Origin of the sequence: Arenibacter certesii DSM 19833 (assembly GCF_000429545.1) — a bacterium.
In the GTDB taxonomy this organism is placed as follows: Bacteria; Bacteroidota; Bacteroidia; order Flavobacteriales; family Flavobacteriaceae; genus Arenibacter; species Arenibacter certesii.
In genome coordinates, this window is the sequence record NZ_AUCB01000019.1 from 40,098 (window position 1) to 55,057 (window position 14,960).

Here is a 14,960-nt window from a genome sequence, read left to right on the forward strand (position 1 = left end):
ATTTTGGTTAGTTTATTGGGCTAATCTTATTCCTGTATATTGCCACCTGAGATTGGTCTGGAAGAAATTGCGATAGGTAATTCTTGCGTGGTAATTAGGTGTAGCAACAGAACTGCCTCTTAGAACTTTTTGGTTTACCATAAATTTACCATTGTATTCCCCTAGCGCTCCATCAGCCTTTTTATATTGGGGATAGGGGAGGTATGCGCTTTCTGTCCATTCCCATCGCGCTCCCCATTTAAATTTCGGGGCTGCTATTTCCCATTCAAATTCGGTGGGTAATCTACAGCCCTTCCATTGTGCAAAGGCAAAAGCCTCAAAATATGAGATATGGGTCACTGGATGCTCTCGCTCCAATTTATTTAAGCCTCCTAAAGTGTAATGGTGCCACTCACCATTAATCTGATGCCAATGCAAAGGTGATTCTATCTTGTTGGTTTTTATCCATTCCCAACCTTCCGAATGCCAAAGATCAAATCTTTCATACCCACCATCATTAATAAATTCCAAATATTCCTGATTGGTAACCAGCTTGTTGGATATTGAATATGGTGATAGATAAACTTTATGCCTTCCCAACTCATTGTCATAGCAGAATTCTTCACCCAAGTGACCAATTTCATAAATTCCTTCTGGGAGAGATAGCCATTCTTGTTTATGGTCTTCAGTGCTATGTTCCTTAAACGAAGCGTCGTAGATTGGGAGCAAGGGGTTGTTGCCCAATATGTATTTTATATCGGTAAGTAATAATTCTTGATGTTGTTTTTCGTGGTGAATTCCTATTTCGGTAAGCTGTACTATTTCCTTACTTGGGTTATTGTTTAAAAGCGCCTCCATATGTAAAGTGACAAATTCACGATATTCATATACCTTGTTTACGGAAGGCCTAGATAGATTGCCACGATCTGCCCTTACCACTCGTTTGCCTATACTTTCATAATAGCTGTTAAAAATATAGGAAAAATTAGGGTCAAAAACGGTATAGTCTATTAAGTGCTTTTTTAAGATAAACTCCTCAAAAAACCAGGTGGTATGGCCTAAGTGCCATTTTGGAGGGGAGACATCAACGATGGGTTGTACTACATAATCCTCAATTTCTAAAGGTTTGCACAAATTTTTTGTATGGGTCCTTGTTTGTAGGAAAAAAGCAGTGATATCCATAATGATAACTAAAACATATTGTTACTGTTAGTCCACTAAAATTACGCAATAATTAGCATACAAAATTAACCTATAGGTAAATGTATTAACTCAAATCAACAAAAAATGGGTCATTATCCGTTAAATTGATAATGACCCATTTTGCTTGAAAAAGGTATTTTTAATTCGTAGTTCTATACAGCTACGGCGCCTTTTATATGAGGGTAAGGATCGTAATCTTCTAGAGTGAAATCCTCAAATTTAAAATCAAAAATATCTTTTACTTCTGGGTTAAGTACCATTTTTGGAAGTGGATTTGGAGTACGTTTTAGTTGAAGCTCCACCTGTTCCATGTGGTTGTTGTAAATATGTGCGTCTCCAAAGGTGTGAATAAATTCCCCTGGCTCTAGATCACATACCTGGGCTAGCATTAATGTAAACAAAGCGTAGGAAGCAATATTGAAAGGAACTCCTAAAAATATGTCGGCACTGCGCTGATATAACTGGCAAGATAATTTTCCGTCTGCTACATAAAATTGAAAAAATGCATGGCATGGAGGGAGCGCGACTTTTCCGTTGGCCACATTTTCTGAAAAGGTAACATTGGTATCTGGCAATACACTAGGGTTCCATGCAGAAACTAACATGCGTCTGCTATTTGGATTGTTTTTGAGGGAGTGGACAATTTCTTTTATCTGATCTATTTCTTCTCCATTCCAATTTCGCCATTGGTAACCATAAACAGGACCTAAATTCCCATCTTCATCAGCCCACTCATTCCAGATCCGTACCCCATTTTCCTGTAAATAGGAAATATTTGTGTCTCCTTTTAAAAACCATAGTAGTTCATGTACAATGGATTTTAGATGTAATTTTTTAGTGGTAATCAGGGGAAAACCTTCAGCTAAATTGAACCGCATCTGATATCCAAACACGCTTTTTGTGCCTGTTCCTGTGCGATCCCCTTTTTGGGTCCCATTATCCAAAACATGTTTAAGTAAATCGTGGTACTGTTTCATATTCCTATCCTAATTATGCTTTAAGGAGCCATCAGAAAACCTATGTTTGTGTCTTTTGGCTACACGCCGCAAATTAATGAAATCTGCTCATATGGGAGATTATGATTCCCTTAAGTTATCATAAATTATTAACGGAATGGTTAAAGCATATTGTGTGATTGTAGCATTTGAATGCTCCAGCCCTGAGTTCCGAATGTGATGAGTAGTTTTAATATAATACCACACAAGTTTGGCTTCATGTAATTGACTTAATGGAATTAGGAATCCCTATCACTGGGTTTAATGATCATTCTAAAGGATTGATCCTTATAAATGTAATATCCGATCCAATTATAGAGGGTGCGTACTTTGTTCTTAAAATTGACCAGGCCCATTATATGAACGAATATCCAAATAAACCAAGCGATAAATCCGTTTAGATGATATTTGTGTTTAGGAGAATCCATTACCGCCTTATTTCTTCCAATAATTGCTAAAGAGCCTTTGTCATTATAGGAAAAAGGTTTCCAATCCTGGGTGTCCAGATTAAGGTTGTGGGCTAAGTTTTTAGCCTGTTGAAGAGCTGGTTGGGCAAGTTGAGGGTGTCCTTCCGGAAAATTCTTATCTCCAGAGACCAAGGCGCTATCTCCCAAGGCGTATATATTCTCGTAGCCACTAACTAAATTAAAAGCATTTGTCTTTAAGCGTTTTCCGTGACCATAGCTTTCCTTGGTAAAACCCTTGAAAATCTTTGCAGATACACCTGCGGCCCAGATTAAGTTTTTGGTAGGAATTTGTGTACCGTCTGATAGGTATACGGTTTCATCCTTAAAATCCTTGACCAAAGTGTTAAGCTTAATTTTTACGTTTAGTTTACTAAGTTGTTTATGGGTATAGGTTTGTGATTGTTTAGACATTGGAGCCAAAACTGCATCCAGACCATCTATTACATAAATGTCACCAAGATCTTCTATGCTTAATTCAGGATAATCCTTTGTAATTATAAAAGATCTCATTTCTGCTAAAATCCCAGAGAGTTCAACTCCTGTAGGTCCGGCACCGGCAACTACGAAAGTTAGAAGTTTTTTGCGTTCCTGTGTGTCTTTTAAACGGGTGGCGCGATCTAATCTGGTAAGGATCACATTCCTAAGGGAAAGGGCATCACTAATTGTTTTCATTGGCAAACTCTTTTTCTCAATATTCTTGTTGCCAAAAAAGTTAGTTTCTGCTCCTGTCGCCATTACCAATATATCATACCTTAAAATGCCATTGTTAAGTATAATTTTATTTTCTGAGGGTACAACCTCTTTAAGTGCGCCAAGTCTAAAGTGAACATTTTTTTTATCCCTTAAAATTTTACGAAAAGGATAGCTGATAGCAGAAGGTTCCATAAAGCCTGTAGATACCTGATAAATTAGTGGTGGAAAAAAATTATAGTTATTGCAATCCACGAGAATTAATTCATATTTACTAGAATTCCCTAGTCGTTTTACAAATTCTAGGCCTGCAAAGCCACCCCCTACTACAATTATCGTTTCCTTCTCTTTCATTTCCTAATGATTATATATAAAGATAATTGCTATTGGGGAAAGAACGACTAAAATGAGTATATAATGTTGATGCTAAAACATATCTCAATTGTTTAATGAAAATATGTGAGATTCCTGGTGGTCACTTAATGAACTCCAATTAATTAAGGTGTAACTAGTATTTGTCTAGCGTTTACCTTTTATTTCCAAGAATTCATAAACGTTATTATCTAGCCAAGAATCATACCTGCAATAGCTGCGGAAAGTAGGGATGCTAAAGATCCACCTAATACGGCTTTCATTCCAAACTCGGAAAGGGTTTTGCGTTGCCCAGGGGCCAAGGAGCCTATACCACCTATTTGTATTCCTATTGAGGCAAAATTAGCAAATCCACATAGCATATAAGTAGCCATGATAATCGACTTGTTGTATGTGAAATGTGTGGCATTGGCAACATCTTTTAGTCCTGCTAATTGTATATAGCCTACAAATTCACTGGCAGCTAACTTAATTCCCAATAATTGGCCCATCAACATCATATCCGTAGATTCTACACCTATAAGCCACATTAAAGGGGCAAATATTGTCCCTAAAAGAGCTTCTAACGATAACTTTTGATAAGGGGAGCTCGCTGCAATCCATGAGTTTAAATTAGTCACATCTCCGGTCCAGTTTAATATCCCATTGATCATAGCGATGAATGCTACAAAAACAAGAAGCATGGCACCCACATTTACTGCAAGTTTAAGACCTTCGGTGGTACCGTTAGCTATAGAATCAAGAATATTGGATCCAATTTTTGATGTAGATACATGTACTTCAGTATTTACCGCTTCTATTTGAGGATATAATATTTTTGAGACGACTATGGCTCCTGGTGCTGCCATCACCGATGCTGCTAATAAGTGTTTGGCAAACTGAAGTCGCAATAAAGGGTCGTCACCGCCTAGGAAGCCAATGTAGGCTGCCAATACTGCTCCGGCCACCGTTGCCATTCCGCCAATCATTACCAAAAGGATTTCTGAGCGGCTCATTTTTTCTAAGTAAGCTTTGATCAATAGAGGGGCTTCGGTTTGTCCAAGGAAAATATTCCCAGCTACACTAAGGCTCTCCGCTCCAGAAATACCCATAGATTTAGATAATAACCATGCCAAGGCCTTAACCACCTTCTGAATGACCCCTAAATAGAAAAGTAGAGAGGTGAGTGCCGAAAAGAATATAATAGTAGGCAGAACTTGAAAGGCAAATATAAAACCGAAAGTGTCCATATCAATTACCAAGCCCTCAAAGAGAAACTTACTGCCAGCTCGGGTGTAATCTAGTACGCTTACAAAGAGCTGTCCTCCAAATTCAAAGATTTTTGATACAAAACCTAGGTCAAACCTGTACCCAAAAGCATTAAATCCAATTCTGTTGCCAATCAATATGAAAATGGCTAAGAGAAGCTGAATAAATAAACCGATACCTACAGTACGCCAGTTAATTGCTTTTCTATTGGCGCTAAAGAGGTATGAGATAAATAGTAATGCTGCCATGCCCAGAACCCCTCTTCCGATACTATAAAAAGAAACTCCCTCATTGGGGATGATATCGGGGGAAGCAGCGTTGGCGGTAACATTAAGTTCTTGAGCTACGGAAGGGAATGTAATCAACAATAAAATTAAAATAATCCAAAACTTATTTTTCATCCAGCAGCACTTGATTTGAATTATGTTTATTTGCGTTTGGAAATTTCATCCCTAAGTTTTGCGGCCTTTTCGTAATCCTCGCTGGCAACGGCCTTGTCTAGCTCTGTATTCAATTCTTCCATACTGAGTTCTTTGTACATGTCTGCGGAACCTGGATTAATTTCAATTGTTTCACCCTCTTGTAAGATCTCGTCTACCATGATACTATCGTCAGTTTCTTCCTTATCCTTTTCCTTGGAAGAGAATTTAAGGAAAATACCAGCCTTGTCCAAGATGGTCTTATAGGTAAAAATAGGTGCATTAAACCGAAGCGCTAAAGCAATTGCGTCGCTAGTCCTTGCATCTATAATTTCCTCGATTTTGTCCCGCTCACAAATAATACTGGAGTAAAAGACCCCATCTACCAGTTTATGGATAATTACCTGTTTGATAACAATATCAAATCGGTCTGCAAAATTTTTGAAAAGATCATGGGTTAAGGGGCGAGGCGGTTTAATTTCCTTTTCCAAAGCAATAGCGATGGATTGGGCTTCAAACGCACCAATAACTATAGGTAGTTTTCGGTCACCTTCAACTTCATTCAATATAAGGGCATATGCGCCATTTTGCGTTTGGCTATAGGATATTCCCTTAATTTTTAATCTAACTAAACTCATACGTATTTTTAAACTAAAAAAGGCTGTACAAATAACTGGAAGGACCACGTTGACTTGCACAGCCCTTTAGGGGCACAATTTAACAAAAATTAAGTGCTTTGACTCTTAAATTCCTTTAATTTTTCGATTAGTTTGGGAACTACTTCAAAAGCATCGCCTACAACACCGTAGTCCGCTGCCTTAAAAAATGGAGCTTCTGGGTCGGAGTTAATTACCACCTTTACTTTAGAAGCGCTAACCCCAGCCAAATGCTGAATAGCACCAGAAATGCCTATGGCTATGTATAAATTGGTTGCTACTGGTTTTCCTGTTTGTCCTACATGTTCCCCATGTGGTCTCCACCCAAGATCGGAAACTGGTTTGGAACACGCAGTTGCTGCACCTAGGACTTCAGCTAGTTCTTCAATCATACCCCAATTCTCCGGGCCTTTAAGACCGCGACCGCCAGAAACTACAATATCTGCATCGGCAATAGTAGCTTTACCAGCTACTTTGTCTATTTCAACAGAGGTAGTGCCAAATATATTTCCGTCTAAAGAAGGGCTAAAAGCCGCTACGTTGGCAGTAGTCTTGTTTTCCTTATTTCCAAATGAATTATTTGAAACTCCAATAACTTTGATCTCGGATTTAAGTTTTGAATGGGCAAAACCTTTGTTGCTGAATACGGTGCGCTTCACCTTAAAAGGGGAAATACTGTCTGGTGCCGCTACTACATTTGGAACATACCCTCCTTTTAGTAGTGCCGTTACCATAGGAGCCAAATATTTGGCATCTGTACTGGAGCTCAAAATGATTACTTTAGCGCCTTCTTTTTCTGCCGCTTGCTTAAGAACATGTGCGTAGGCTTGGGCGTTGAAAGTTTTTAACTTTTCATCCGTGACATTTAAAACCTTGGAAATCCCGTAGTCGCCAATTGATTCTGAATCACCAGTATTGATGGCTATTGCGGTGGCGGTAGTATTCATTTGTTGGGCTACCTCATAGGCATAAGAGGCTACTTCAGCAGCGTTTTTTTTAAACTTTCCGTTTTCGGACTCCGTATATACTAAAACTGACATAGTTGTTTTGTTATTTATAGATCGTTGCTATACCATTTATTAAAAAATAGAGGGGCAATTGATCATTTTTGTTTTTAAATCGATTTTCGAAAAGAACCATTTGGTAGTCCCTTTACTTAGATTACTTTGGCTTCGTTGTGCAAAAGGCTGATTAATTCGTCCAAATTATCGGCATCTACCATTTTGATACTCCCTTTAGGGGCTGGTTTGTCAAAAGCAACATCTTCTGTTGTACTATGGGCATCCACCGGTTCTACAACATTTAGCTTTTTTTGTCTTGCCATCATAATTCCTCTCATATTTGGAATCTTAAGGTCGCTTTCAGAAACCAAACCTTTTTGTCCTCCAATAACTAACGGAAGAGTAGTAGTCAATTTTTCTTTTCCGCCATCAATTTCTCTTACTGCTGTAGCGTTTTCTCCTTCAATTTCTAAGCTAATGCAGGAATTCACAAAATTCATACCTAATAAGGTAGCAAGAATACCAGGAACCATCCCGCCATTGTAATCTATGGATTCCCTTCCGGCAATGACTAAATCGTATCCACCGTCTTTAACAATAGCAGCCAGTTGTTCCGCTACAAAATACCCGTCCAAAGGGTCCGCGTTCACCCTTATGGCTTCGTCCGCACCAATGGCCAGTGCTTTTCTTATAGTGGGTTCTGTGGCAGGTCCGCCAACAGTGGCTACATGCACGGTAGCGCCCTGCTTCTCTTTAAACCACATTGCTCTGGTAAGACCAAATTCATCATTGGGGTTAATCACAAATTGAACACCATTACTATCAAACTTGGTATTGCCTTCGGTGAAATTAATTTTAGACGTCGTATCGGGAACGTTGCTGATGCACACTAAAATCTTCATATAAATATATTTTTTAAATCGTTTTTTTTAGAATCACAGCTAAGATACTCATTAAATTTCAAAATACTATGCATGCATAATATGTTTTTGGGGTTTTTTTAATTATTTACCTCTTAGTATTGATATAATATTTCCTATTTTTGCTTGCACTTTTAGAATTTAACAAAAGAATTCCAGTTTACAGATGAAAACAATACAGTTTAGGGAAGCTATTCAGGAAGCAATGTCCGAAGAAATGAGAAGGGACGAGTCCATTTACTTAATGGGAGAGGAAGTTGCGGAATATAATGGAGCCTATAAAGCTTCTAAAGGAATGTTGGATGAGTTTGGTCCAGAAAGAGTAATTGACACACCTATTTCGGAACTAGGTTTTGCAGGAGTGGGTGTAGGCTCTGCTATGACCGGTAATAGACCTATTATTGAGTTTATGACCTTTAACTTCTCCTTGGTAGGAATAGATCAAATTATTAACAATGCCGCTAAAATTAGGCAAATGTCTGGTGGACAGTTCAATTGTCCTATTGTTTTCCGTGGGCCAACAGGTTCTGCGGGTCAATTGGGGGCAACGCATTCACAAGCTTTTGAAAGCTGGTTTGCAAATTGCCCTGGTTTAAAAGTAGTGGTTCCTTCTAATCCTAAGGATGCCAAAGGATTGTTGAAATCTGCTATCCGTGATAATGATCCTGTTATTTTTATGGAATCTGAGCAGATGTATGGTGATAAGGGAGAAGTTCCTGAAGGAGAATATACTATCCCATTGGGTGTTGCTGATATAAGAAGAGAAGGTACAGATGTAACCGTGGTTTCTTTTGGAAAGATTATTAAAGAAGCAGATAAGGCTGCCGATGAATTGGCAAAAGAAGGTATAAGTATCGAGATAATAGACTTGCGCACAGTTAAGCCTATGGATTACGAGTGTATATTAAATTCGGTAAAGAAAACTAACAGATTGGTTATTTTGGAAGAAGCATGGCCTTTTGGCAACGTAGCAACCGAAATTACGTATTATATCCAGGCAAATGCGTTTGATTACTTAGATGCGCCGATTGCCAAAATTAATACTGCTGACGCACCAGCACCCTATTCTCCAGTACTATTTGCAGAATGGTTGCCAGATCACGAAGATGTGATTAAGGCTGTTAAAAAGGTGATGTACAAGTAAAAAGCAAAACAAAATTCTTTGAGCTTCGTTAACGTTATCTTACTGTTAACGAAGCTTTTATGTTAAAACCCTATAGTAGTATAAAGTAGGTGGTTACGATTTTTCGTGCTTTTAATACTAAAAGTTAAATTTAGGCAGGTTTTACAAATAAGACCATGAGAACATTCCTTTTACTCCTACTTTTTGGTACGCTTCAATATGCCTTCTCCCAGACTAAGGTGGGGGGAGTGGTTATTGATGAAGTCGGGAGTCCTGTGGCATTTGCTAATATATTGTTTAAGAATTCTAGTGAGGGAACTATTACCAATGACGACGGTAGGTTCTATATAGAATCTAGCAAAACCCATGATACACTACTAATTTCATTTATAGGGTTTGAATCACAGGAGATTCCCTTAACCACAAAGACTACTGTTAATATGAAAGTTGTAATGCTGGAAGCCAGCGAGCAACTCAATGAAGTGGTCCTTTATTTTGGGAAGACGGACAAAAAGAACAATCCAGCTATAGATATTCTGAAGAAAATTTGGGCGAAAAAGCGAAACAATGGATTGTATATGTTTGAACAGTACCAATATGATAAGTACGAAAAGATACAATTTGATTTAAATACAATAGATAGCGCCCTGATGAAGAGTAGGGTGTTTAAGGGACTCGAATTTGTATTTAAGGATTTGGACACTTCCAGAATAACAGGGAAAACTTATTTGCCCATATTTTTGGATGAAACCTTTTCTAAGGTCTATGGTGACAATATTTCTAAATTAGCTAAGGAGGACGTCTTGGGCAGTAAAAACTCGGGCTTCGAAAATAATCAAGCTATCATCGCCTTTGTAGAGGATCTGTATTCGGATTATGATATCTATAACAACTACCTAAAATTTTTTGATAAGAGTTTTACAAGTCCCTTGTCTAAAACAGGTGTGGATACCTATAATTATGTGCTTTCCGATAGTGCTTATATTGACAATAAATGGTGTTATAATATTGTTTACTATCCAAGAAGAAAAAATGAACTAACCTTTAAGGGGAATTTTTGGGTAAACGATACCACCTATGCGGTTAAAAATATAAATCTAGCCGCAACCAAGAGTGCTAATATTAACTGGGTTAAGGAGATATATATAGAACAGGAATTTGATGTGGTAAACGATTCTGTGTTTCTTTTAAAAAGAGACTACATGTTGTCGGATTTCAGTTTTTCTAAAAAGGAAGAGTCTCGCGGGGTATATGGGAAGCGTACTACCGTTTATGATAATTACCGTTTTAATGAAGCTAAACCAAAAGACTTTTATAAGACCAAAACAGATCCATTTGATCCCTTAGTTTTAAATAGGGAGGATGTCTTTTGGGAAAATAATCGTTTAGAATCTTTAAATAAAGATGAAAGAGGTATCTATAAATTATTGGACACTTTAAAAACGGTACCCAAATTTAAGTCCTACTATAATTTGGTAAGTATATTGGGGTCAGGATATGTTGAGATTGATAAATGGAACTTGGATCTGGGTGAGGTGTTCAGTGTATTTGGATACAATGAGGCAGAAGGTGTGCGACTCAGGGCTGGTGCGCGGACTTACTTTGGGCAGAACGACCCCTGGCGTTTAGAAGGGTATATGGCGTATGGGTTTGGGGACGATAAGTTTAAATATGGAATATCGGCAAAATTCTTGGTGGATAAAGGAAGTCGTTTAATTATTTCCGGGGGCACTCGAAGGGATGTGGAGCAATTAGGGCTTAGTCTAACCGCTACAAATGACGTATTAGGGCGTAGTATCGCTTCTTCATCGGTTTTTACGGTAGGGTCTAATGATAGGCTGACCAATATTAACCTAGCTACGTTTAATTTGGAAATGGAGCCGGTTACTAATCTAAGAGTAGGTGTGGGAAGTAGTTTTAGAACGCTAAGCTCCGCATTGCCAGAGAAGTTTAATCTGGATTATGTAGACCTATCGTCTCCAACAGGGGTTACATCGGAGGTGAAGCAATTTGATATCAATACTACATTGATCTATACCCCAGGGAAACGCACTATTGGAAATGGGGTAGAAAGAAAGAATATCAATGACAATTACAGTACCCTGTTTTTGGCCTATACCACTGGTGTTAAAGATATTCTGGAGAGTGATTTTGATTATAAGAAAATTCAGTTTAGCTATACCCAACCTTGGCAGGTAGGTGGATTTGGTAGGCTTTTAAGTACAGTGGAAATAGGGAAGACCTATGGTGAAGTGCCCTTAGGGCTCTTAAACGCAATTCCGGGGAATCAAACATTTTTCTCCGTATATAATACCTTTTCCAATCTTAATTTTTATGAATTTGTTACCGATACCTATGCTTCAGTGCATTTGGAACATAATTTTAATGGGCGACTTTTTTCTCGGCTTCCCGTGATTAGAAGCTGGAATTTAAGAGAGATTATAGGGATTAGGGGAGTGTGGGGAGAGTTGTCTAACGAAAATAAGTCATTAAGTGCGCCAGCAAATATCCCACTTATGGCACCCTCGGGTACTCCTTATTGGGAGTATTCTGTTGGAGTAGGGAATATCTTTAAAATATTGAGGATCGATTTTAACTTTAGGGGCAATTATTTAGATGCTCCCGAAGCAAGGCCTTTTGGAGTGACCGGATCCTTTGGATTTTATTTCTAAATGAATTTTGGTGATTGCAAAGGAAAAATTTATTAAATTGAAAGTTGAATTAGTATAAAAACAAATTTATGAGTAACGATGAAATTACTTCGTTCGATGTATTGATCGAAATACCAAAGGGTAGCAGAAACAAGTATGAATACGATTTTGAATTAAAGAAAATACGTTATGATAGGATGATTTTTTCATCTATGATGTATCCTGCGGATTATGGTTTTATACCGGAAACACTTGCTTTAGACGGAGATCCATTGGATGTGCTTGTGTTGGTGACCGAGGCAACCTTCCCTGGATGTGTGATGGAAGTAAAACCTATTGGGGTGTTTCATATGGCCGATGAAAAAGGTCCCGATGAAAAAGTAATCTGTGTGCCTGTTTCTGATCCAGTATGGAATAGGATTAACGATCTTTCCGAGTTAAACCCGCATTTAATAATGGAGATAGAGCACTTCTTTAAGGTGTACAAGGACCTAGAGAAGAAAAAAGTAGATGTTGGCGGATGGGGCCAATTAGAGGCTGCTAAGGAAATTGTAGCTAAATGTATCAAAAGGTATCAAGACAGCGATGTGCCTGCAAAAGACGTGAGCATTAAGTATTAGGCCTTTTATTTTTTAGAATTAATTTTAAAGCAATATTATACAGATAATATTGCTTTTTTTATTCTGTCTTATTTTACTACATTTAGCAACCTAAACAATCAACTAAAACACATTAAATGGAATCAATAATTATTTATGTGCCAATAATTATGGCACTTATCGGCCTCGCTTTTATGGCGGTTAAAAGGTCTTGGGTATTAAAACAAGATGCTGGGGATGGTAGAATGAAAGAAATTTCAGATTACATCTATGAGGGGGCCTTAGCGTTTTTAAAAGCAGAATATAGATTATTGACATTTTTTGTGATAGGTGCAAGTATTGCCTTGGCGGTAGTCTCCTTCATTGTACCAACAACTCATATTCTTATCGTAGTGGCCTTTATATTTGGAGCCTTTTTCTCTGCCCTTGCAGGAAATATGGGGATGAAAATAGCTACTAAGACCAATGTGAGGACCACCCAGGCGGCCCGTACAAGTTTACCACAGGCACTAAAGGTCTCGTTTGGTGGAGGTACCGTAATGGGACTTGGCGTTGCTGGTCTAGCTGTGCTTGGGCTAACAGCAGCCTTTATTCTTTTGTTCCAATATTTTATGAACGGTACTTGGAGCTCCACGGATGATATGACCATAGTGTTGGAAACCTTAGCAGGATTTTCCTTAGGTGCAGAATCTATTGCCCTTTTCGCAAGAGTGGGAGGCGGAATCTATACCAAAGCTGCTGATGTAGGGGCAGATTTAGTGGGTAAAGTAGAAGCTGGGATTCCAGAAGATGACCCTCGTAACCCCGCGACTATTGCAGATAATGTTGGGGATAACGTGGGAGATGTTGCCGGTATGGGTGCAGATTTATTCGGTTCGTATGTAGCTACCGTTTTGGCGGCTATGGTATTGGGTAATTACGTGATAAGGGATATGGGAGGCGCTATTGATGATGCCTTTAATGGAATAGGGCCAATTTTATTGCCAATGACTATTGCTGGTTTTGGAATTTTGTTTTCTGTAATCGGAACCATGTTGGTTAAAATCAAAAGCAATGATGCTAAAGAAAAAGAAGTGCAAGGTGCGTTAAACATAGGAAACTGGGTTTCTATAGGGCTAACCTTAATTGCTTGTTATGTTTTAGTTATCTATATGTTACCAGAAACTATGAAAATGGAATTCTTTGGCGAAGGTTTAAAAGATATTTCCTCAATAAGAGTATTCTATGCTACAGTGATCGGATTGGTTGTAGGAGGTGTTATTTCTTCCATTACCGAATATTATACCGGTTTAGGCACCAAGCCTGTATTGGCTATAGTGCAAAAATCTAGTACTGGGGCAGGAACAAATGTGATTGCAGGTTTGGCCACGGGTATGATTTCTACCTTTCCTACTGTGTTGGTATTTGCTGCAGCGATCTGGTCTTCCTATGCTTTAGCAGGTTTCTATGGTGTGGCATTAGCGGCTTCAGCTATGATGGCTACTACTGCTATGCAGTTGGCGATCGATGCCTTTGGGCCTATTGCAGATAACGCAGGGGGTATTGCCGAGATGAGTGAGCAGGACCCAATTGTAAGGGAGCGTACAGATATTTTGGATTCTGTAGGGAATACAACTGCAGCAACCGGGAAAGGATTTGCAATTGCTTCAGCGGCGTTAACCTCACTGGCCTTATTTGCAGCCTATGTAACTTTTACTGGAATAGATGGAATAAATATTTTTAAAGCGCCTGTTTTGGCTATGCTTTTTGTAGGTGGAATGATTCCTGTTGTCTTTTCTGCATTGGCTATGAATTCCGTTGGGAAGGCAGCTATGGACATGGTATATGAAGTGAGGAGACAGTTTAAAGAGATTCCTGGTATTATGGAAGGGACAGGTAAGCCTGACTATGCCAAATGTGTAGATATATCAACCAAAGCTGCATTACGAGAAATGATGCTGCCAGGAATATTGACTATCGGATTCCCTATAGCCATAGTTCTTTTAGGGAAATTGGTGTATGGAAGCGATAACCAATTGATTGCAGAAATGTTAGGTGGATATATGGCTGGGGTTACCGTATCGGGTGTGTTATGGGCAATTTTCCAGAACAACGCAGGTGGAGCATGGGATAATGCTAAAAAATCATTTGAAGCAGGAGTAGAGATTAATGGAGAAATGACCTATAAAGGATCCGATGCACATAAGGCTGCTATTACTGGGGATACCGTAGGAGATCCCTTTAAAGACACATCTGGTCCTTCTATGAACATCCTAATAAAGCTTACCTGTTTAATTGGATTGGTGATTGCGCCTATTTTGGGTGGACATGAACTGGAATCTGGGGTTGCCAAGGAAGAAATAAAGGTGGAAATGACATCGGATTCTGAAGATGTGGCGCAGGCTGTCATAAATTATACTACCATTAAAAATGATAAATCAGTAAAAGAAGAGATAACCTTTAAAGGAACTCGAGAAGAGGTAGAAGCGCAGTTGAAAGCTTTTGAGAAAACTACCGTCAACGGAGATGATGTTGATATTAAAGTTATTGTCGATAAGGTGGAAATTGGAAAATAATTTACAGAATTAATATTTTAATACTATATTAAAACCTCGTTTAAAAGACGGGGTTTTTGCTTTTTTAAAAGTAATTTTGATG

At 38.5% G+C, this 14,960-nt stretch carries 11 protein-coding genes; 4 read left to right on the top strand and 7 right to left on the bottom strand.

Annotated features, from left to right (window positions below; translation table 11 throughout):
- Positions 1 to 12: 12 nt before the first annotated feature.
- The 7 genes from egtB to G466_RS0111240 all read right to left on the bottom strand — a co-directional run bounded on the left by egtB (position 13) and on the right by G466_RS0111240 (position 7,932).
- Positions 13 to 1,161, bottom strand: coding sequence for an ergothioneine biosynthesis protein EgtB (gene egtB, locus G466_RS0111210; protein WP_026813750.1), 1,149 nt, complete (start codon positions 1,159 to 1,161; stop codon positions 13 to 15).
- 173 nt (positions 1,162 to 1,334) lie between these two features.
- The gene (locus tag G466_RS0111215; RefSeq protein WP_026813751.1) at positions 1,335 to 2,159 is read right to left on the bottom strand and encodes a thymidylate synthase; all 825 of its coding nucleotides are present in this window, start codon (positions 2,157 to 2,159) and stop codon (positions 1,335 to 1,337) included.
- A 257-nt stretch (positions 2,160 to 2,416) separates the two neighbouring features.
- Entirely contained in the window at positions 2,417 to 3,688 is a 1,272-nt protein-coding gene (locus G466_RS0111220; RefSeq protein WP_026813752.1) for an NAD(P)/FAD-dependent oxidoreductase, read from the bottom strand.
- Positions 3,689 to 3,897: 209 nt separating this feature from the next.
- Positions 3,898 to 5,355 carry a NupC/NupG family nucleoside CNT transporter gene (locus G466_RS0111225; protein ID WP_026813753.1) on the bottom strand — a complete coding sequence of 486 codons (1,458 nt, stop codon included), beginning with the start codon at positions 5,353 to 5,355 and terminating at the stop codon, positions 3,898 to 3,900.
- Between the two features lie 26 nt (positions 5,356 to 5,381).
- Complete coding sequence (locus tag G466_RS0111230) at positions 5,382 to 6,011, bottom strand: bifunctional nuclease family protein (RefSeq protein WP_026813754.1); 630 nt, start codon at positions 6,009 to 6,011, stop codon at positions 5,382 to 5,384.
- Between the two features lie 89 nt (positions 6,012 to 6,100).
- Positions 6,101 to 7,069 (bottom strand): electron transfer flavoprotein subunit alpha/FixB family protein, encoded by a 969-nt coding sequence (locus tag G466_RS0111235; protein WP_026813755.1) that lies wholly within the window; start codon positions 7,067 to 7,069, stop codon positions 6,101 to 6,103.
- 116 nt (positions 7,070 to 7,185) lie between these two features.
- Complete coding sequence (locus tag G466_RS0111240; protein WP_026813756.1) at positions 7,186 to 7,932, bottom strand: electron transfer flavoprotein subunit beta/FixA family protein; 747 nt, start codon at positions 7,930 to 7,932, stop codon at positions 7,186 to 7,188.
- A gap of 184 nt (positions 7,933 to 8,116) precedes the next feature.
- Here G466_RS0111240 and G466_RS0111245 point away from each other — a divergent pair, with 184 nt between their 5' ends.
- The 4 genes from G466_RS0111245 to G466_RS0111260 all read left to right on the top strand — a co-directional run bounded on the left by G466_RS0111245 (position 8,117) and on the right by G466_RS0111260 (position 14,878).
- Positions 8,117 to 9,094 (top strand): pyruvate dehydrogenase complex E1 component subunit beta, encoded by a 978-nt coding sequence (locus tag G466_RS0111245; protein WP_026813757.1) that lies wholly within the window; start codon positions 8,117 to 8,119, stop codon positions 9,092 to 9,094.
- Positions 9,095 to 9,249: 155 nt separating this feature from the next.
- On the top strand, positions 9,250 to 11,745 hold the full coding sequence (locus tag G466_RS0111250; RefSeq protein WP_026813758.1) for a DUF5686 family protein: 2,496 nt from the start codon (positions 9,250 to 9,252) through the stop codon (positions 11,743 to 11,745).
- A 68-nt stretch (positions 11,746 to 11,813) separates the two neighbouring features.
- Entirely contained in the window at positions 11,814 to 12,344 is a 531-nt protein-coding gene (locus tag G466_RS0111255; RefSeq protein WP_026813759.1) for an inorganic diphosphatase, read from the top strand.
- 116 nt (positions 12,345 to 12,460) lie between these two features.
- Positions 12,461 to 14,878 (top strand): sodium-translocating pyrophosphatase, encoded by a 2,418-nt coding sequence (locus G466_RS0111260; protein WP_026813760.1) that lies wholly within the window; start codon positions 12,461 to 12,463, stop codon positions 14,876 to 14,878.
- The last annotated feature ends 82 nt before the right edge of the window (positions 14,879 to 14,960 follow it).